Raw genomic sequence first — 20,248 nt, forward strand, 5'->3', positions numbered from 1 at the left:
ACATAAAACGTATAAAAATGAACAGTATGTATGTTAGTAAGGTGGTAGATCTCACCAATCACGATAAAAATATAATCTACAACATGTCTTATGAAGAAGCAGTTGAGGTTGTCAAATCCGGCGATGTGGAGGCTGTTCGCAATATTGACGGTCAGTTTTCCTTAGTTTCCGTAGAAGGCAAAACAATAAGAATGGCACGGTCAATTGGGCGTCCATTGCGATATTTTATTGCAAAACGTGCCGTTGGCCCCCAATTGGTTATCGCCGAACGTATAGATACCATCTTTGATTATCTCAAGGAAGAAGGCATGGATGACCAATTTCATCCTTCATATACACGCATGGTTCCTGCCCATTATATCACTAAAATTGAACTGTTAGGTTGTCCGGATCCCAATCCGGTATATACCCGATTCTTTACACCCCAACGTAACGCCTATAAATCGGGAAGTTTAGAACAAATAGGCAAAGATTATATCGCTGCCGTTTATAATGAGATTAAGAAATGGCTGCAATTCAGGGCCAAATCAGGACCTATAGGGGTAACTTTCTCGGCGGGGATTGATAGCGGTTCGGTATTTCTTCTAACATACCATGCCCTTAAAGAACTAGGCGAAAGTCCATCTCGGCTAAAGGCATTTACCTTATCAATAGATGGTGATGGGGACGATTTGATTCAAGCCCGGGAGTTTTTACGAAAACTTAATCTTGAACTTTTTTTGGAACCCATAGAATTGGATTATAACGCCTTAGACTGGAAAGAGGCAATTCAGGTGGTTGAGGACTACAAACCTTTGGATATTCAATCGGCCACAATGAACCTAGCCTTGTTAAAAGGCATAAGAAGCCGTTATCCCGAATGGAAGTTCATCATTGATGGTGACGGTGGGGATGAGAACCTCAAAGACTATCCTATCGAAGAAAATCCTGAACTGACGATACGAAGTGTTTTAAATAATTTAATGTTGTACCATGAGGGTTGGGGTGTCGATTCAATAAAGCATTCATTGACCTATTCCGGAGGTCTAAGTAGGGGGTATATGAGAACATTTTCTCCAGCGGACCTATTGGGCTTTGAAAGTTTTAGTCCATATACTTTACCTAATGTCATCGAAATATCCGAAGGCATCCCCTATATCGATATGACGGATTGGGACCATCAAAAACTGTATGATTTAAAAGGCCAAATCGTATTTGAAGGGGTCAAGGCGATTACCGGTATGGAAATGCCCGTTTTTGAGAAACGAAGATTTCAACACGGCGCTGCTTCAAAGAATGATTTTGACAAGCATTTTCCAGAAAAGGAAATAACGTATAGAAAACAGTTTTTGTCAAAATATGAGTAGAGGTTCGGTAACTGTTTCCAATAACAAAAGGATAGTTTCTGAACGTGGCAAGAAAAACCAGGTAGATCAAAATCGACCCTATGCTTGGTTGGTTGAAAAAGAACGTGGGTTATCAGGTAAAGCGGAGGATACGGCCATAATTTTCCTTACCAATAAGGAGTGCCCTTTTAAGTGCCTCATGTGCGACTTATGGAAAAATACGACTGATCAATCTGTGGAAATTGGGGCTATTCCAAAGCAGATAGCGTGGGCCTTGGCCCAAATGCCAAAGGCTAAACATATTAAATTATATAACAGCGGGAGTTTTTTTGATGAAAAGGCCATACCGGTGGCGGATTATGAAGCGATAGCGTTATTATTGGAAAATTTCGAAACTGTTATCGTCGAATCACACCCCAAATTCATAACCCAAAAATGCCTTCGCTTTCGGGACATGCTTAAACCCGCATTAGAAGTAGCTGTGGGCTTGGAGACGGCAAACCCTGATGTTCTTGAAAAATTAAATAAACAAATGACCACCGAGGATTTTTGCGGTGCCATAAGATTTTTGTCCCGACATAATATACCGTCAAGAGCATTTATACTGCTGCGACCGCCCTACTTATCAGAAGATGAAGGGGTGTATTGGGCCAAAAAGTCCATTGATTTTGCTTTTGAATGCGGGGTGGGTTGCTGTACTGTGATTCCCGTTAGGGGCGGCAATGGGGTGATGGAACTTTTACATAACCAAGGGAAATTTGAGGTTCCCAAAATCCAATCCTTGGAAACGGTTTTGGAATACGGGATACAGCTTCAATCAGGTCGGGTCTTTGTCGATCTTTGGGATCTTTCCATCTTCTCCAATTGTGACCTTTGTTTTGAAGCAAGAACCAAAAGATTAGATTTGATGAATTTGACCCAAAAAATAGGCAAAAGGGTTTCTTGCGCCTGTGAACAACACGAATAAACGTTAGGATAAGGAAATCATCTTAACCTTATAAAATACATAGGTGATGCATATGGGTTACTTATGGGAAAAATATGGTCTATTGTTTAACCTGTTCAAGATTACCCAACCCTGTTGATCTTGTTGGGCACAATCAATATAAACTGCACTAATTACTAATAGCAATACAGCATTTAGTCGTAAATTTATACGCCAAAAGAAGCTAATTAAATGATGGAGAATCGTGTATTCCAATTTGTGATCTGCTTATTGATTCTAAACTCTTCCTGCACAAATAAAAACAAGATTTTTGAAAGCCTAGATGCTTCAAGAACGGGAATTACATTTAACAATGTACTAACCGAAAACGACACCGTAAACTATTTTACCTTTCCGTATATGTATGAAGGCGGGGGTGTTGCCGCTGGGGATATCAACAATGACGGATTAATAGACCTTTATTTTACGGGTAATCAGGTCCCTAACAAGTTATATCTCAACAAGGGAAACCTTCAATTTGAGGACATTAGTGGGAAAGCCGGGGTCGAAGGTGATGACCGATGGTATACCGGAGTAACCATGGCAGATGTTAATAGTGATGGTTTTTTGGACATTTATTGCTCTGTTGGTGGGCCGCATGAACCTAGATTGAACCAACTATTTATAAATAAGACGGATGGCACATTCGAAGAAAAAGCTTTAGAGGTTGGTATACAAGATGCCGGGGATTCTGTACAAGGCACTTTTTTTGATTATGACAAGGATGGCGATTTGGATTTATATGTGGCAAACTATCCACCAACAAGCTTTAACACCCCTGTTTTCTTATTTACCCATTATATGAAAGAAGGTAAAGACATACTTAGCGATCATCTTTATCGTAATGACGATGGCGTATTTACCGATGTGACCACCGAGGCAAAACTTAGGAATTTCGGATTGACCCTTAGTGCCACCGTTGGGGATTTGAACAACGACACCTGGCCAGATTTATATATCTCGAACGATTTTGTGTCACCCGATTTCATGTATATCAACAATCAAGATGGCACCTTTAGGGAAGTAGTTCTAAGTGCAACGGCACAAACGGCATACTATGGTATGGGCGCCGACATTGCGGACATCAACAACGATGGCTATTTGGATATTAGTCAAGCGGATATGGACGGCAAATCAAATCAACGACGAAAGGCCAACATGGGCAATACCATTCAGGCCCATTTTGAAGAAATGGTAGAAGCTGGTTTTCATCACCAATATGTGCAGAATAATTTGCAGTTGAACACCGGAGCCTATAAAGACGGAAATCCCTATTTTTCAAATGTGTCTAGACTAACCGGTACGTCTTCGACAGATTGGAGTTGGGGCCCGCTAATGGCAGATTTCGATAATGACGGGGACAAAGACCTTTTCATAGCGAATGGCACCCGAAGGGAAGTAAACAACAATGATTACTTTGACGAAATGAGGTCAAATAAACTTAAAAAAAGTAATTTACTACAAAACAGTTTAATGATCCCATCAGTGAAATTGGATAATTTCATGTATAGAAACAATGGGGATCTCAATTTTGAACACATCAACAAAGAATGGGGTATTAGTTTCGAAGGATATTCCAATGGGTCCACCTATGCCGATTTGGACAATGATGGTGATTTGGATATTATAACCAACAACATCGATGACCCTGCCTCTATCTTCGAGAACAAAAGTTCAACCCTCAATAATTACATCAAAATCAAATTTGAAGGAACTCCGAAGAATAGATTTGGATTAGGGAACAGGGTTTATGTAAAAACAGGTGGGCAAACCCAGTTGCAGGAATTAACATTAACACGCGGCTTTCAATCTTCCGTGGCTCCTGAACTGCATTTTGGATTGAACAAAGAGGAGAAAATCGATGAATTAAAGGTGATTTGGACCAATGGCACCTCACAAATTTTAAGGGATGTGGGCGTAAATCAAACATTGATCGTGAATTATAACGATGCGTCAAAGATTGTAGAAGAATCGCCGAAAAAAGAGGAGTGCTTATTCACAGATGCGAAGAAAGTATTTCCAGAATTCAAACATCAGGAGAATTTGTACGATGACTATTTAAAACAGGTATTGCTACCCCATAAAATGTCAGCCTATGGCCCTGCCTTGGCTATCGGAGACCTTAACAACGATGGTTTGGATGACTATTTCGTTGGAGGCGCCCATGGTTATTCCGGAACTATTTTCATACAAACCCAGGATGGTTTTTTACTAGATAAGCAAGAACCCTTTGAGCAAGATAAGGCAAGTGAAGATCTTGGTGCCGTAATCTTTGATGCGGATCAAGACGGGGATAATGACCTGTACGTGGTTAGTGGCGGGTACGAATTTGACCCAAAATCCCAAGAACTACAGGACAGGTTGTATATTAATAATGGCAAAGGACAGTTTTCAAAAGCGGAAGAAGGGACCTTACCAGAAATGTTGGTCAGTGGTTCAAGAGCCTACCATACAGATTTTGATAAGGACGGCAAAGAGGATCTTTTGGTTTTGGGCAGACAAGTCCCTTGGAATTACCCATTACCTGCCAAAAGTTTTCTATTAAGGAATAAGAGCAGCAACGGGACCGTCAAATTTGAAAATTATTCAGCCAATATAGAGGACCAGTTCCATGATCTCGGTATGGCGACTAGCGCGACCATTACCGATTTCAATAACGATGGGTGGATGGATATCATTATTGTCGGGGAATGGATGCCCATAAAAGTGTTCGAAAACGGTCAAACGGGTTTCAAGGATGTTTCAGGTCAGATGGGACTTTCTGATACGAACGGGTGGTGGTGGAGTATAAATCAGGGGGACTTTGACAACGATGGGGATATGGATTATTTGCTGGGAAATAATGGCCTAAATTATAAATACAAGGCAACTGAAAATGAAACTTTCGATATGTATTACCATGATTTTGATGAGAATGGTAAAAAAGATATTGTATTGGGGTATTTTGAAAATGGGGTGCAATATCCACTTAGGGGCAGGTTACCATCTTCCCGGCAGATCCATGCCATCAAATTTAAATATAAAACCTCTGAAGCCTTTTCCCATGCGACTCTAGAAGACGTTTATACCAAAAAAGGATTGGATTCTTCCTTGCATTATCAAGTTAAATCCTTTGCCAGTATTTATTTGGAAAATAATGGGGAAACTTTTGCGATCCATAAATTACCAACAGAGGCACAGATCTCAAGTATAAACCAAATTTTGATAGAGGATTATGATCGTGACGGGAATTTGGATGCTTTAGTGGCAGGGAATTTATACGGGTCGGAAATTGAAACGCCAAGGAATGATGCCGGTTACGGTTTATTTTTAAAGGGGGATGGCAAGGGTAACTTTGAACCTTTACCAACTTATGAAAGTGGGTTTTTTGCGCCTGGGGATGTAAAAGATATGGCCACCATCAAAGTTCGGGACACGTCCTATATCATCGTTGCCAAAAATAATGATTCCCTTCAATTTGTAAGGGTTAATAACAAGGCCATAGAAACAAAAGGTTCGATCGAATAAAGTATTCGCTAAAGAGTTGTTATATCGATAAAAGTCCTTTTCCGTTGCTTGTTGGATCTATTTTACCAAAATCAATATGGCCCCTATGGCGGTCAAGACCAAGATCATTTTTCGATAAAAATCTTCCTTGATGATTTTCACCAAACGCACGCCCACGAAAAGCCCTAGGAAAATAGCAGGGGCCAATTTTAAATTGACCAATAGGGTTTCTGGGGTTATGGTCTCCCAAGACCATATATGAAAAGGTAACTTAAAAACATTGATGATCAAAAACAACCATGCCGCGGTTCCTATGAATTCATTTTTAGGCAAACGCATAGCCAAAAAGAATATATTGCTGAAGGCCCCGGCCAAATTTCCGATCATTGTGGTAATACCGGCCAAAATACCGATAAACCCAGCAAATGACCAATGAGATGGCACATTTTTTGACTTTTTTCGGTCCCACCAATACATCATCGCCACACTGCACAGAATGATGATGGCCATCCCAATTTTAAAAGTATCCTCATCGAGATCCTTCCCAATAATTACACCGATTAGTATCCCAGCAAGAATCCAAGGTAGAAAACGAATGATGTACTTCCATTGGGTGTGTCGGTTGTAATAAACAACGGCAAATATATCGGCCAAAATCAGTAAGGGCACAACAAGTCCGGTAGATTCCTTGGCCCCAAAAGCCAAGGCCATTAAAGTAACACTTACTACAGCGACTCCTTTTATCCCTGCCTTGGAAATACCGACCACAAAAGTGGCGGTCAGAGCCATTAACCATGACAAAGTGGTGATTTCTGATTGTATTGATAGAAGCACAAAGGTCGTTTAGCGAACAAAGGGCAAATGTATCTTAAAAAATTATATCTTTAGCTCGAAACCAACAAACCATCCCTTGGAATTAAGAACGCCCGATTATAGCTATATTGTTGTATTCTTTTTAATCGTTTTAGGGATAAGGGCTTGCGTTTCCAAAAAATCGGGCAAGGATCCTGCCAAACTTTTTCTTTCCGGAAAAAAAATTCCCTGGTTGTTGGGGGTTTTAATGGTTGTAACCATGTTTTACACTGACACCCTGAATCTGGCTACGGATGTTTTAGGTTCCCAAGGGGTTTTAGGCAATTGGGAATCTGGTTTTATTCTATTTTTAGGACTATCGATAGTATGGATGTCAAAACCTGGCGGAAATATGACCTGGGCAATGACAAATATTTAAAAAGTTTATTTTCAGATAATTATTAAGATTTAAGCGTATGAAAACAGATGTAATTGTAGGTGTTGACATAGGGGGCACATCTATTGGTGCCGGTTGTATTGTTGGCAAGAAAATAGAGAAAACGCACTCGTTACCTACTGGCGCCCAGAGATCGACAGAGGAAATACTCGAAACGCTATATGAGGTTATTGAAAAGGTAATGCTGCCCGAAACAAAAGCTATCGGTGTTGGTGTTCCCGGGTTGATCAATGCTGATAAGGGAGAGATTGTTAAAATAGCCAATATCCCTTCATGGAATGGTCTACGCCTTGTTGAAAAACTATCTGCCCGATTCAATATGCCGGTGTATATAGAAAATGATGCCAACTGTTTTGCCTTGGGCGAAAAGCATTTTGGCAAAGGACAAAAATACGACAACATGGTCGCCGTTGCCCTTGGAACCGGTGTTGGTGGGGGCATTATAATCAACAATAAATTACACTCCGGTATGTTTGGCGGTGCAGGAGAGGTAGGTCACTTACCCTACAAAGACGATATTCTTGAAGTGTATTGCGGTAGTGCTTTCTTTACCAAGATCAACAATACGACGGGTAAAGCATTATATGACAAAGCCATGGCAGGGGACAAGCGTGCCCTGGAACTCTTTAACGAATTTGGGCATCATTTAGGGAAACTTATTAAGACCATTTTATATATCCTCGCTCCAGAGGCCATTATCTTCGGAGGTTCCATAAGCAAATCATTTCCCCTTTTTAAAGCCGGAATTCACGAGGAAATTGCTGATTTTCCCTTTGATATCATGATAGACGTCATTGCCATTGAGCAATCGGACCTTGAGGACATCGCGATTCTCGGGGCTGCCGGACTATATTACAATGCCTAACTATTTCTAAACAACCAAAAATCATCGTATGAGTAATTTAAAAAAATCGAACTACATTATCCCCTTGGCAATTATTAGTATCCTATTTTTTGTCATAGGTTTTGGTGTGGGAATCAGTGGTTTCTTGACTCCCTTTCTTCAGGATGCTTTCGACCTTTCCACCTCACAGTCGTATCTGGTAACCGCCGCCATTTTCTCGGCATTCGTGGTATTCGGCGCCCCTGCCGGATGGATTATTAAAAAAGTGGGCTACAAGTACGGTATGGTCATCGCCTTTTTTGTAATGGCCCTAGGTATGGTACTTTTTGTACCATCATCAAACATGCTTAGCTTCCCCTTGTTCCTTATCGCCCTATTTATCGGGGGAATTGGAAACACCATTTTGCAGGCATCGGTCAACCCTTATGTCACTATTATTGGTCCCAAAGAAAGTGCTGCCATGCGTATGAGCCTTATGGGTATCATGAATAAATCGGCATGGTGGTTATCATCGTTGTTCCTTGGATTGTTCATGGATTTGAACAACGTTGTACTCGATGATGTCATTCTACCCTTCTACATAGTAACAGGTATTCTTGTGGCCTTGGGTGTCTTCATGATATTTGCCCCATTACCAGAGGTGAAGGCCGAAGGTGAAGATGAATCGGACGAGGCGGCCACATCGGGCTATGCTGCAGGTAAAACAAGTATTTTTCAATTTCCACATTTATTGTTGGGGGTAGTTGCCCTATTCATTTACGTGGGCGTGGAAACCTTGCCCATGGTATCGATTATCGGTTTTGCAAAAGCCATTTTTGGCGATACCGCCCAGAATTTGGATAGTTTTGCCATCTATGTCCCCTTAGGGCTAGTCATTGGGTATATCTTTGGGGTACTGATGATCCCTAACTTTATTTCCCAAACCGCTGCATTGAGGTTGTTTTCTTGGTTAGGAATTGTTTCAGTATTGTTAATGATTTTCCTTCCTGGTGAATATGGTATTTACTGTATGGCACTAGTTGGATTTTCCAACTCCTTAATGTGGCCTGCGATTTGGCCATTGGCCATTGCCGATTTAGGCAAATTTACAAAGACCGGGGCGTCCTTGTTGGTCATGGGTATTGTGGGTGGGGCCATTATTCCCCTTATCTTCGGTTATTTGATCGATCTGATCAAAACTACCGAACTAGCCACCGTATCGGATTATCAGAATGCATATTGGATATTTATCCCTGCCTACCTGTACATACTTTATTTTGCGGTAAAAGGGAATAAGATCAGAAAATAACGGTCTTGAAAGCTCAAGGATATGGCAGTGGAATTAACTGATATAGCCAAACAGTTCCAAGTTGAAGGCGGAATTGCGTCCATAAAACCCCTTGGGGAAGGATTTATCAATGACACCTATATTGTAAAAACCGTGGGTGAAGCTTCGCCCAATTATTTGTTTCAACGTAAGAACAAAACAATTTTTAAGGATGTGCCATCGATGATGGATAATATCCAAAACATAACAACCCATCTAAAAGCGAAAATTATTGCCAATGGGGGTGATCCCCTGCGGGAAACCATGACCTTGATCAAAACCCATGATGGGGGGCTTTATTACCAAGATGAGGAGGGGGAATTCTGGACCATGTGCCTGTTTATCGATGACAGTATATCCTACGAATCGGCCGATACACCAGAGCTGGCTTACTCGGGCGGCAAGGGGATTGGAAAATTTCAGCGTATGACCTCCGATTATCAAGGTCAGCTCGTGGATATCTTGCCTGGGTTTCATAATATCCGCTTTCGCTTTGAACAATGGGATGAGGTTTTGGCAAAAGACCCTGTTGGCCGAAAAAGCGCTTTAAAGGAAGAAATATCATGGGTGGAAGACCGGCGTGAAGAGATGCTTAACTTCTGGTCGTTAGTTGAAGAGGGTACCATTCCCACCCGTGTAACCCACAACGATACCAAAATCAACAATATTTTGTTCGACAAGCAGGGAGACGTTTTGTGCATGATCGACCTCGATACGGTGCTGAGCAGTACCGCCCTTAACGACTATGGTGATGCCATGCGTTCCTACACCAATACCGGACTTGAAGATGACACTGACTTGGATAATGTGTCGATGGATATGGGAATATTCACGGCGTATACTAAAGGCTATCTCGAAGAGGCCAAATCGTTTCTGGTACAATCGGAACTGGACTATCTGGCCTTTTCAGCCAAGTATATTACCTACGAACAAGTGCTTCGTTTTTTAATGGATTACATTGCCGGGGATACGTATTATAAGATCAAATACCCTAAGCACAACCTGGTACGCACCCATGCACAATACAAATTGTTGCAAAGCATGGAAGCCCAGTTTCAGGAGATGCAAAAGGTCGTTGAATCGTTCTTGTAAATGCCAAGGAAATGAAGGAATCAAAGATAATCCCCTTTATTGATAATGTAAGTCACTTATCCCATGAAGAGTTGAACAACACCATGGTTTCCAACGGGTTCATGGGCAAGATAGACCAAGTCAATTGGAAAGCATTTGGTTATAAGCCCACGGTAAGCTTCTATCTGGCACATAACAATGAGGTGCTATGTATACTTTACAAAGTCAATGAGGAGAATGTTCGTGCTACAGTGGTAAAGGATAACGATGCCGTTTGGGAAGATAGCTGTGTGGAAGCCTTTTTCGCAACGGATATAAACAAAGGGTATTTCAACATTGAAGCCAACTGCATCGGCACTGTTCTAGTTGGTTATGGCAAGGAACGGGATAACAGAACCCATCTGGATGATGATCGGATGAAAACAATCAAAAGGGTTTCTTCGCTTGGAAAGGAGATTATTGGAAAGGAGCATGTACATGGAGACTGGTGGTTGCAGCTTGCAATTCCCTTCGAAATACTCGGGGTTACCAAAGGGCAAACTATTCGCGCTAATTTTTATAAGTGTGGGGATAAATGTAAAGTACCACACTTTTTGAGCTGGCAACCGATTTCCACACCTCAGCCCGATTTTCATCAACCTGATTTTTTTGCGGAGTTGATACTCGGGAATCCCGAATAGATGAAGATGGAACGAAATAACCGGTATACCATGAAAACAATATATCTTTTTATTAAATCATTTAAAGGCAAATTAATAATATGAAAAACAGGATAATTTCAGTCGATATTTTTAGGGGATTAACCATTGTATTGATGATTTTGGTCAACACCCCAGGAACATGGTCTAGTGTATATGCTCCTTTTTTGCATGCCGAATGGCACGGGTACACCCCTACCGATCTGGTCTTTCCGTTTTTCCTATTTATTGTGGGCACATCCATTGCCTTCGCCTATCAAAAAAAGACTCCGTCGGCATCGACCTATAGAAAAATCTCGATTCGGAGTTTAAAATTGATCGGACTAGGGTTATTTCTGGGGGCGTTTACCATCAGTTTCCCTTTTATAAAGGATTTTGCCGATATCAGGTTTCCTGGGGTTTTACAGCGTATTGGGGTCGTATTCTTTTTCGCGGCCATTATGTTCATAAACTTCAATTGGAAAACCTTGGTCGGTATTTGTGCCGTCATTTTGATCGGCTATTGGTTGTTAATGGGATATGTACCTGTTGAAGGTATGGAATCTACCTTTGATCGAGCACCGAATAATTTAGCAAACTACTTGGATGTCAAGGTTTTCGGGACCCACAATTATAAGCCGGATTATGATCCCGAGGGATTGTTGAGTACGCTCCCTTCCATAGCATCTTCTTTATTGGGCATTTTTACCGGTTTGATCTTAACCTCCAAAAGGGAAAATAAAGTATTCGTACTGGTTGGCTTAGGGGTGGTCATGCTTGTTTTAGGCTATATTTGGGATACTTTTTTCCCAATCAATAAAGCCTTATGGAGCAGTAGTTTTGTCATGGTCACCGCTGGATGGGCCAATATATTCCTGGCTTTGATTTACTATTTATCGGACATAAGAGGGATGAAATTCGGAAGTATTTTCAAATATGCCGGGGCAAATGCAATTACCGTTTACTTTCTTTCAAGTTTTGTGAGCAAATTATTTTATTCTATAAAAGTGGACGGTGAAACATCGCTACATGGCTGGCTGTTCCAGCATATTTATGTTCATGACTTTATGCCCATGAAGCTCTCCTCTCTTTTGTATGCGCTTACTGTAGTAAGTTTCTACATGCTACTGGCGTATGTTATGTATAGAAAGAAAATATTTATAAAAGTGTAGATAAGGAAGTTGGTTTTTAAGTTTGCAAGGCTATCAATCTTGCAACATATTTACCGATCACATCAAATTCCAAATTCACTGTGTCTCCGACTTTATAAGTACCAAACCTCGTGTGTTCATACGTATACGGTATTATCGCGACACTAAAAGTATTGGTATCGGAATTAACAACAGTAAGGCTAACCCCATCTATGGATATAGATCCCTTTTCTATGGTTACATTGTTATACGAAGTGTCGTATTCAAATGTAAAGAACCAGCTTCCATCCATTTCAGAAATGGCAGTACATTTGCCCGTTTGATCAACATGGCCCTGTACCATATGGCCGTCCAATCGGGCACCTAGCACCATGGCCCTTTCCAAATTGACCTTATCCCCGACCTTTAATTCCCCAAGATTCGATTTTTGCAGGGTTTCGTCAATTGCAGTGACCGTATAGGTAGGACCATCGATGGCCACCACGGTTAAACAGACGCCATTGTGCGCAACACTTTGATCTATTTTCAGTTCAGGGGTTATGGAGGAATTGATGCTAATATGTAAATTTCCACCTTCTTTTTCCAGTTGTTTTACTTCCCCTAAAGATTCGATTATTCCCGTAAACATGTGTCGTTTAAATTAAGTAGTTTTGTGTTATAAAATGAGCCGCATATTTAATAATAGGTGCTACACACAAAGGTAATTATATAATGCAGGAAAGCCGAGAAATAAGGGTAGGAATATCAATAGGCGATTTAAACGGAATTGGGTGCGAAGTCATGCTCAAGACTTTTGAGGATGCCCGGATGTTGGAATTTTGTACCCCGGTAATATTCGCTTCCAACAAGACCATAACACACCAAAAAAATGCCTTGGGCATAACCATAAACTATAATGGTGTTCATGATGCATCCAAAGCATTGGATGGCAAGGTCAACGTCGTTAACGTATGGAAAGAAACCCCAAAAATCGAGTTTGGGGAAGAGACCCAAGAAGGGGGAGCTTATGCCATAAAGTCATTAAGAGCTGCGGTAAAAGCCCTAAAAGAGGATAAAATCGATGTATTGGTCACCGCACCTATCAACAAGAAAAACATACAAGCCGATGATTTTAAATTCCCTGGCCACACCGATTATCTAGCCCAGGCATTGGAAGGGGAAAGCCTTATGTTCATGGTCACCGACGATTTAAAGGTCGGACTACTCACGGATCATATCGCGGTCAAGGATGTTCCAAATGCGATAAATCCCATATTGATTAGGACTAAAGTACGTATCATCGAGAAATCGTTGCAAATGGATTTTGGTGTACAGCGGCCTAAAATTGCACTTTTGGGAATAAATCCGCATAGTGGGGATCATGGTGTCATAGGCAAGGAAGATGAAGAAATAATGAAACCTGTAATCAAGGAAATGTCAGAGGCCGGCCATTTGGTTTTTGGCCCTTATTCAGCGGATAGTTTCTTTGGTTCCGATGAATACAAAAAATTCGATGCTATTCTGGCTGCATACCACGACCAAGGCCTAATACCTTTTAAGACCCTGTCTTTCGGAAATGGGGTGAATTTTACAGCAGGACTCTCGAAAATACGCACTTCTCCAGACCACGGTACGGCTTATGAAATAGCCGGAAAAGGAATTGCCGACCACAATTCGTTCAAGGAAGCCGTTTTTAAGGCGATCCATATTTTCAAGAACAGACAAGAGTATGCCCAGTTGACAGAGAACCCGTTACAAAAGCAGAAAATCAGACGTTAATTGGCCGAATTGATGTATTACTGATATTCGAATATAGGGCAATCCTTTCAAAAGATTAATGCCGCCATTAATAGTACAATAATTGCTAGAACCACTAAAACCATCCCTTCTTTTTTACGGTCTTTTCTTGCACGTTCCCTAATCCGTTTTTTATGGCGGTAAGTGTTACTTCAGATACCGTTATAAATTTTAAAGGTTGCCGATGGTCACTGGAAGACAAATAACCGGTATCGCGCAGGTGTTCCTTAAATCTTGGTCGCTTCGACGCCCGTTGTGCCCGGTTTTGTTTTATCCGGTTGTTCATATCTTGAACGTGCCCAGCACCACTCATAACATCCTTTGATTTTAGATCTTACACTTTTTTATTACACCTCCCCGAAGCACTACGTCTCTTGTAGCCCAAGTTTCTTTTTGTGATAAAAGGACCGTGGGAAGGAAGGGAAAAGGTAAAAATGAGCTTAAATTCCAAATCCCATAGCGTACTTGCCATGCTTTTCAAGGTACGGTAATCCTCTCCCTAATACCTCAATGGCCTTATCTAAAGATAGTTCATTTCAATCAATGTTGCCCTATTCGTAAAAGTTTGGTGCAGTTTATTGGCATTTATCAAAAAAAAAGTATCTTTGCACCCGCCTTAATGTGGGCTAGTGAATTAAAAAACAAGTGTTGAAGTGATGAAGCAAAAGGAGTTCAATATTCCTTTCTCTGGATTGAAGCAAGGAAAACACGAGTTTGCTTATAAAATTGATAGTACGTTCTTTGAGTCTTTTGGATATAATGAGTTTAATGGTGCAACGTTAAATTTGCAAGTGGTTCTCAATAAAATGAGCACCATGCTCGAATTGGGGATGCATGCAGAAGGCTCGGTAAATGTAGATTGCGATACAACCAGCGAACCCTACGACCAAGAAGTTTTGGGCGATTTGGAGTTAGTGGTCAAATTTGGCGATGAGTTCAATGATGAAAATGATGATATTTTGATTCTTCCCCATGCGGAACATCAGCTGAATATTGCTCAATACGTTTATGAAATGTTGGTGTTGGCCGTACCCCAAAAAAGAATTCATCCGGGTGTTCTGGATGGAACTTTACAATCTGAGGTACTTGATAGATTGGCTGAACTTAGTCCAAAAGAAGAGAAAAAAGACAGTGAAGATTTTGATCCCCGGTGGGATGAATTAAAGAAGTTACAAACGGATAAATAATTAATAATGGCACATCCTAAAAGAAAAATTTCCAGAACGAGGAGAGATAAGCGAAGAACGCATTACAAGGCAGTGGCCCCAACAATTGCTAAAGACCCAACAACAGGCGAAATGCATTTGTACCACAGGGCACACTGGCATGAAGGTAAATTATACTATAAAGGACAAGTTCTTATCGATAAAACCGAGGAAGCCGAGGCTTAATTCGATTTTTAAGAAGAATAGTACAACCCCCTGTTTGAAAAAGCAGGGTTTTTTTATACCAAATTGCTAATGGGGGATTTGAACGCTGAACGCGTGGAATAATAAAAGGGATTCTATTTTTCTTTTGACTTCGACTTCCAAAAAAACCAGAAACAATCGCTTTTTAGACAAAAAGTCACAGAAAATCATTAATTTTCCCAACTTTTGATGCATTTTTGATGGTTTTTGACCCAAAAAAAATCTAATATGAGTAAAATCAATGCGGCCATTACGGCTGTTGGGGGCTATGTTCCCAAGTTTGTCTTGACCAATGAAATGCTTGAGGGTATGGTTGACACCAATGATGAATGGATAACCACACGAACGGGCATAAAGGAGAGAAGGATTCTAAAGGACGAGGAAGGTCAAGGGTCATCATACTTAGGGATAAAGGCAGCCCAAGATCTTATCCAAAAAGGAAATATTGACCCGGAGGAGATAGATTTGGTTATTGTGGCCACCGCAACCCCAGATAGCATGGTGGCTTCGACAGCTGCTTTTGTAGCATCGGAAATTGGCGCTAAAAATGCCTTTGCATTTGATTTGTTGGCCGCTTGTTCCAGTTTTTTGTTCGGCATGTCAACAGCTTCAAGTTTTATTCAATCAGGTAAATACAAGAAGATATTATTGATTGGAGCGGATAAAATGTCATCAATAATCGACTATACGGATAGAACCACATGTATCATATTCGGCGATGGTGCCGGTGCCGTTCTTTTTGAACCCAATACCGAAGGTTTTGGACTACAGGATGAGTATTTGAGAGCGGATGGTAGTGGCAGAAAATTTTTAGGTATGGACGCGGGGGGATCTTTAATGCCGGCAACAGAGGAAACAGTAAGGAATAGAAAGCACTATATTTATCAAGATGGCAAAAACGTCTTTAAATTTGCAGTTTCCAATATGGCCGATGTTGCAGCCTTGATTATGGAACGTAATGACCTCAGCGATCAGGATGTATCATGGTTGGTTCCCCATCAGGCCAATAGACGTATTATCGATGCCACGGCCAATAGAATGGGATTGGATCACTCCAAGGTTATGACGAACATCCATAAATATGGCAATACGACCTCGGCCACGTTACCTTTATTGCTGCATGATTATGAAGATCGGTTAAAAAAAGGGGACAACTTGGTTTTTGCTGCCTTCGGAGGTGGTTTTACCTGGGGATCTATATATTTAAAATGGGCATATAACTAATTAACAATCAACCTTATAAATTACTTTCAATGGATATTAAGGAAATTCAAAGCCTCATCAAATTTGTCGCCAAATCAGGTGCTACCGAGGTAAAGTTAGAGACTGATGAAATTAAGATAACCATTAGAACGGGTTCGGCAACAGGCGGTCATGAGACCACTTATGTTCAACAAGTGCCCATGGCACAGGCTCCGATTACACCAGCCGCAGCTCCGGTGGCTTCGGCCCCTGAAACCCCTGCACAAAAAGAAGCTGAGGCCGACTCTAAGCTTATTACCATCAAATCACCGATTATAGGTACCTTCTATAGAAAACCTTCACCCGATAAACCAGCATTTGTCGAAGTTGGCTCAACTATTGCCAAGGGAGATGTGCTTTGTGTAATTGAAGCGATGAAATTGTTCAATGACATCGAGTCAGAAGTCTCTGGTAAGATCGTTAAGATCTTGGTCGATGACTCATCCCCTGTGGAGTTTGACCAACCTTTGTTCATGGTTGACCCATCTTAGTGGATTTTAAGTTGAAAATTGGTGCCCGACACCATTCAAAACGCAATGCTTAAAATTTAAAACTTCAAGAGATGTTCAAAAAAATACTTATAGCAAATAGGGGCGAAATCGCACTACGAATTATTCGTACCTGTAAGGAAATGGGGATCAAGACCGTAGCTGTGTATTCAAAAGCTGATGAGGAAAGTTTACACGTAAGGTTTGCAGATGAGGCTGTTTGTATTGGTCCTGCACCGAGTAGCGAATCCTATCTTAAAATACCCAATATCATAGCCGCGGCTGAGATAACCAATGCCGATGCAATTCATCCGGGATATGGTTTTCTATCTGAAAATTCCAAGTTTTCAAAAATCTGTGCCGAACACGACATAAAATTTATCGGTGCCTCTGGCGAGCATATTGACCGCATGGGAGATAAGGCTTCCGCCAAGGAAACCATGAAAAAAGCCGGTGTTCCCATAGTTCCGGGTTCGGATGGTTTGTTGAAAGATGTTGCTGATGCCAAGAAAGTGGCAAAAAAAATGGGTTATCCCGTTATGATCAAGGCGACTGCCGGTGGTGGAGGAAAGGGAATGAGAGCCGTTTGGAAAGAAGAGAATATGGAAGCCCTTTTCGAGAGCGCCGTTCAGGAGGCAACAGCTGCCTTTGGTAATGGGGCTATGTACATGGAAAAGTTGATCGAAGAACCACGTCATATCGAAATTCAGATTATTGGTGATCAATATGGTAAAGCATGTCATTTATCGGAACGTGATTGTTCCATACAACGGCGGCATCAAAAGTTGACCGAGGAAACCCCATCACCTTATATGACCGATAAGCTTCGTGAAGATATGGGCAATGCTGCGGTAAAAGCTGCTGAATATATTAAATACGAAGGTGCAGGGACAATAGAATTTCTAGTGGATAAACACCGGAACTTCTATTTTATGGAAATGAACACCCGTATACAGGTTGAGCACCCGATTACAGAACAGGTGGTGGATTATGACCTGATTCGGGAGCAGATCTTGGTGGCTGGGGGCGTACCCATCTCTGGAAAGAATTATTTCCCTAAACTTCATTCCATTGAATGCAGGATAAATGCCGAAGATCCGTATAATGGCTTTAGACCTTCCCCAGGAAAAATTACAACACTACACACGCCTGGAGGCCATGGGGTTCGAATGGACACCCACGTATATAGCGGGTATACCATACCTCCAAATTACGATTCCATGATCGCAAAGTTGATCACAACGGCCCAGACCCGCGAAGAGGCCATTAATAAAATGAAACGGGCATTGGATGAATTTGTTATCGAGGGAATAAAAACCACAATACCTTTTCATCGACAACTTATGGTGCACCCCGATTATTTGGCAGGGAATTATACCACCAAGTTCATGGAGGATTTTAAAATGGATCCCCCGATGGAATAATAAAATACCAAGCCCTAACTTAAACGTTAGGGTTTTTTTATCTTACCATATGAACTTTAGTTATTGGGAATACAAAACCTGGTTATCCAACATTGATTATACCATTATAGGAAGTGGTATCGTTGGGTTGAATTGCGCTTTGGTTTTACGTCAAAAATTTCCACGGGCTAAGATATTGGTTTTGGAGAAAGGGATTTTGCCCCAAGGGGCAAGCACCAAAAATGCAGGGTTCGCCTGTTTTGGAAGTATTTCCGAGATTCTTTCTGATTTAAAGTGCCATACTGAGCAAGAAGTGATCCAGTTGGTTGAGCAACGATGGAAAGGAATACAACAGTTGCGAAATACCTTGGGCGATACCACAATCGATTATCAACAACTCGGGGGACATGAACTGTTTTTGGAATCAAAGGAAGAATTATATACGCAATGCTGTGAAAACCTTAATAAGGTGAATACACTATTGGAACCCGTTTTCGGAACGTCTGCTTTTGAAGAACAACAAAACCGTTTCAATTTTAAGCGTATTAAAGGGCGGTACATTGCAAATGTCTTTGAGGCACAGATCAATACGGGTAAAATGATGGCAGCATTACTCCAGGAGGCTACGAAAAGCAATATCCGAATATTGAATTCAATTAATGTAACTCAATTCCAAGACACCGTGGAGCTAGTGGAGGTTAGTACGCATGCATTCGACTTCAAAACAAAGAAGTTATTGATTGCCACCAATGGATTTGCTTCCCAACTCATAGCTGAAAAAGTTAAGCCTGCCCGAGCACAGGTCCTTGTGACGAAACCCATCCCCGGTCTTCACATCAAGGGGACTTTTCATTTGGATGAAGGGTATTATTATTTCAGGAATATTGATAATCGAATTCTTTTTGGAGGAGGGCGTAATTTGGATTTTCAAGGGGAAGAAACCTTTGAACAGGGATCTTCATCGCTGATTCAAAACCAACTGGAAGGTATGTTGGCCGAGATTATTTTGCCCAATACCCCTTTTCAGGTCGATTTAAGGTGGAGCGGTATCATGGGGGTTGGAACTGTTAAAAAGCCAATTATAAAACAAGTGTCGAACCATGTGTATTGCGGTGTACGTTTGGGAGGTATGGGGGTCGCAATTGGTAGCCATGTAGGGAAAGAATTGGCCGAACTGGTGTAATGCACGACGTGTAATGTAAAAGTAGGCCCTATATGGATTTTAAAATATTGTTCGTCTAATGAATTATACTTAATTTAAGGCTTTGTTCATTTTCCCGACCCTATAAATGACTGTTAAACAAGAACTTTATACATTTTGTAAAACTTTTGCCGAGGATAGGATCAAGCGCGTCCAATCCCAAATGAAAGAGGTTCAAACAGCTTTGGCTACAGAAACAAAAAGTAGTGCCGGTGACAAACACGAAACGGGAAGGGCCATGCTTCAATTGGAACGGGAAAATTTAGGACGGCAATTGGCCGATGCCGAGAATATGATGCAATTGCTGCATACGGTCGATGTTTTATCAAAGAAGCGCACAGCTTGTTTGGGCAGCTTGGTGAAGACCACAGGGGCCAATTACTTTTTGGCCATTTCCGCTGGGGAATATAAGACCGATCTTGAAAAGTATTATTGTATTTCATTGAATACCCCAATAGGCATCATGTTATTGGGCAAGTCTGTTGGCGATACCATAAGGTTTAATGCTAGTGCAATTGAAATTTTGGAAATTATTTGACAACCATGTTTTCCATACTATATCACTAATTGTAAAAACAAATGAAACCTATTCCCATAGAGCAATGGCTAGTATGTATCTGTCGGAATTAGGAACC

Annotated in this window: 20 protein-coding genes; 17 read left to right on the top strand and 3 right to left on the bottom strand. The window is 41.2% G+C overall.

The window, feature by feature from the left end; genetic code table 11:
• Positions 1-17: 17 nt before the first annotated feature.
• From HPE63_RS11250 to HPE63_RS11260, 3 genes are all read left to right on the top strand, one after another.
• A complete protein-coding gene (locus HPE63_RS11250; RefSeq protein ID WP_188314379.1) occupies positions 18-1,346 on the top strand; it encodes an asparagine synthase-related protein in 1,329 nt (442 codons plus the stop codon).
• A complete protein-coding gene (locus tag HPE63_RS11255) occupies positions 1,339-2,292 on the top strand; it encodes a radical SAM protein (RefSeq protein ID WP_188314380.1) in 954 nt (317 codons plus the stop codon). Before HPE63_RS11250 ends, HPE63_RS11255 begins: the two co-directional genes overlap by 8 nt.
• Positions 2,293-2,502: 210 nt before the next feature.
• Entirely contained in the window at positions 2,503-5,817 is a 3,315-nt protein-coding gene (locus tag HPE63_RS11260) for a VCBS repeat-containing protein (protein ID WP_223198131.1), read from the top strand.
• Positions 5,818-5,874: 57 nt separating this feature from the next.
• On the opposite strand, the gene HPE63_RS11265 is transcribed toward HPE63_RS11260, so the two are convergent.
• Positions 5,875-6,630: a sulfite exporter TauE/SafE family protein gene (locus HPE63_RS11265; protein WP_317172913.1), complete on the bottom strand. Its 756-nt coding sequence runs from the start codon at positions 6,628-6,630 to the stop codon at positions 5,875-5,877.
• A gap of 76 nt (positions 6,631-6,706) precedes the next feature.
• On the opposite strand from HPE63_RS11265, the gene HPE63_RS11270 reads away from it, so the two are divergent.
• From HPE63_RS11270 to HPE63_RS11295, 6 genes are all read left to right on the top strand, one after another.
• Positions 6,707-7,027, top strand: a complete 321-nt coding sequence (locus HPE63_RS11270) for a hypothetical protein (protein WP_188314381.1) — start codon at positions 6,707-6,709, stop codon at positions 7,025-7,027.
• A 37-nt stretch (positions 7,028-7,064) separates the two neighbouring features.
• Positions 7,065-7,910 carry an ROK family protein gene (locus HPE63_RS11275; RefSeq protein ID WP_188314382.1) on the top strand — a complete coding sequence of 282 codons (846 nt, stop codon included), beginning with the start codon at positions 7,065-7,067 and terminating at the stop codon, positions 7,908-7,910.
• A 28-nt stretch (positions 7,911-7,938) separates the two neighbouring features.
• On the top strand, positions 7,939-9,177 hold the full coding sequence (locus tag HPE63_RS11280; protein WP_188314383.1) for an MFS transporter: 1,239 nt from the start codon (positions 7,939-7,941) through the stop codon (positions 9,175-9,177).
• A gap of 21 nt (positions 9,178-9,198) precedes the next feature.
• Positions 9,199-10,287, top strand: coding sequence for a phosphotransferase enzyme family protein (locus HPE63_RS11285; protein ID WP_188314384.1), 1,089 nt, complete (start codon positions 9,199-9,201; stop codon positions 10,285-10,287).
• An 11-nt stretch (positions 10,288-10,298) separates the two neighbouring features.
• Positions 10,299-10,946 carry a carbohydrate-binding family 9-like protein gene (locus HPE63_RS11290; RefSeq protein WP_188314385.1) on the top strand — a complete coding sequence of 216 codons (648 nt, stop codon included), beginning with the start codon at positions 10,299-10,301 and terminating at the stop codon, positions 10,944-10,946.
• An 80-nt stretch (positions 10,947-11,026) separates the two neighbouring features.
• Positions 11,027-12,115 carry an acyltransferase family protein gene (locus tag HPE63_RS11295; protein ID WP_188314386.1) on the top strand — a complete coding sequence of 363 codons (1,089 nt, stop codon included), beginning with the start codon at positions 11,027-11,029 and terminating at the stop codon, positions 12,113-12,115.
• A 16-nt stretch (positions 12,116-12,131) separates the two neighbouring features.
• Here HPE63_RS11295 and HPE63_RS11300 read toward each other — a convergent pair whose 3' ends face one another.
• Positions 12,132-12,722 carry a riboflavin synthase gene (locus HPE63_RS11300; protein WP_188314387.1) on the bottom strand — a complete coding sequence of 197 codons (591 nt, stop codon included), beginning with the start codon at positions 12,720-12,722 and terminating at the stop codon, positions 12,132-12,134.
• An 83-nt stretch (positions 12,723-12,805) separates the two neighbouring features.
• Here HPE63_RS11300 and pdxA point away from each other — a divergent pair, with 83 nt between their 5' ends.
• The gene (gene pdxA / locus HPE63_RS11305; RefSeq protein ID WP_188314388.1) at positions 12,806-13,852 is read left to right on the top strand and encodes a 4-hydroxythreonine-4-phosphate dehydrogenase PdxA; all 1,047 of its coding nucleotides are present in this window, start codon (positions 12,806-12,808) and stop codon (positions 13,850-13,852) included.
• Positions 13,853-13,946: 94 nt separating this feature from the next.
• Here pdxA and HPE63_RS11310 read toward each other — a convergent pair whose 3' ends face one another.
• A complete protein-coding gene (locus tag HPE63_RS11310; RefSeq protein WP_188314389.1) occupies positions 13,947-14,183 on the bottom strand; it encodes a hypothetical protein in 237 nt (78 codons plus the stop codon).
• 343 nt (positions 14,184-14,526) lie between these two features.
• On the opposite strand from HPE63_RS11310, the gene HPE63_RS11315 reads away from it, so the two are divergent.
• From HPE63_RS11315 to HPE63_RS11345, 7 genes are all read left to right on the top strand, one after another.
• On the top strand, positions 14,527-15,057 hold the full coding sequence (locus HPE63_RS11315) for a YceD family protein (RefSeq protein ID WP_188314390.1): 531 nt from the start codon (positions 14,527-14,529) through the stop codon (positions 15,055-15,057).
• Between the two features lie 6 nt (positions 15,058-15,063).
• The gene (gene rpmF, locus HPE63_RS11320; protein ID WP_188314391.1) at positions 15,064-15,261 is read left to right on the top strand and encodes a 50S ribosomal protein L32; all 198 of its coding nucleotides are present in this window, start codon (positions 15,064-15,066) and stop codon (positions 15,259-15,261) included.
• 246 nt (positions 15,262-15,507) lie between these two features.
• A complete protein-coding gene (locus tag HPE63_RS11325; RefSeq protein WP_188314392.1) occupies positions 15,508-16,503 on the top strand; it encodes a beta-ketoacyl-ACP synthase III in 996 nt (331 codons plus the stop codon).
• Between the two features lie 29 nt (positions 16,504-16,532).
• Positions 16,533-17,012, top strand: a complete 480-nt coding sequence (accB, locus tag HPE63_RS11330; RefSeq protein WP_188314393.1) for an acetyl-CoA carboxylase biotin carboxyl carrier protein — start codon at positions 16,533-16,535, stop codon at positions 17,010-17,012.
• Positions 17,013-17,083: 71 nt separating this feature from the next.
• Positions 17,084-18,433, top strand: a complete 1,350-nt coding sequence (gene accC / locus HPE63_RS11335; protein WP_188314394.1) for an acetyl-CoA carboxylase biotin carboxylase subunit — start codon at positions 17,084-17,086, stop codon at positions 18,431-18,433.
• A 49-nt stretch (positions 18,434-18,482) separates the two neighbouring features.
• Positions 18,483-19,595, top strand: a complete 1,113-nt coding sequence (locus HPE63_RS11340; RefSeq protein ID WP_188314395.1) for an NAD(P)/FAD-dependent oxidoreductase — start codon at positions 18,483-18,485, stop codon at positions 19,593-19,595.
• A gap of 181 nt (positions 19,596-19,776) precedes the next feature.
• Positions 19,777-20,151, top strand: a complete 375-nt coding sequence (locus tag HPE63_RS11345) for a GreA/GreB family elongation factor (RefSeq protein ID WP_223198132.1) — start codon at positions 19,777-19,779, stop codon at positions 20,149-20,151.
• The last annotated feature ends 97 nt before the right edge of the window (positions 20,152-20,248 follow it).

This window comes from Maribacter arenosus (genome assembly GCF_014610845.1).
GTDB lineage: Bacteria > Bacteroidota > Bacteroidia > Flavobacteriales > Flavobacteriaceae > Maribacter_A > Maribacter_A arenosus.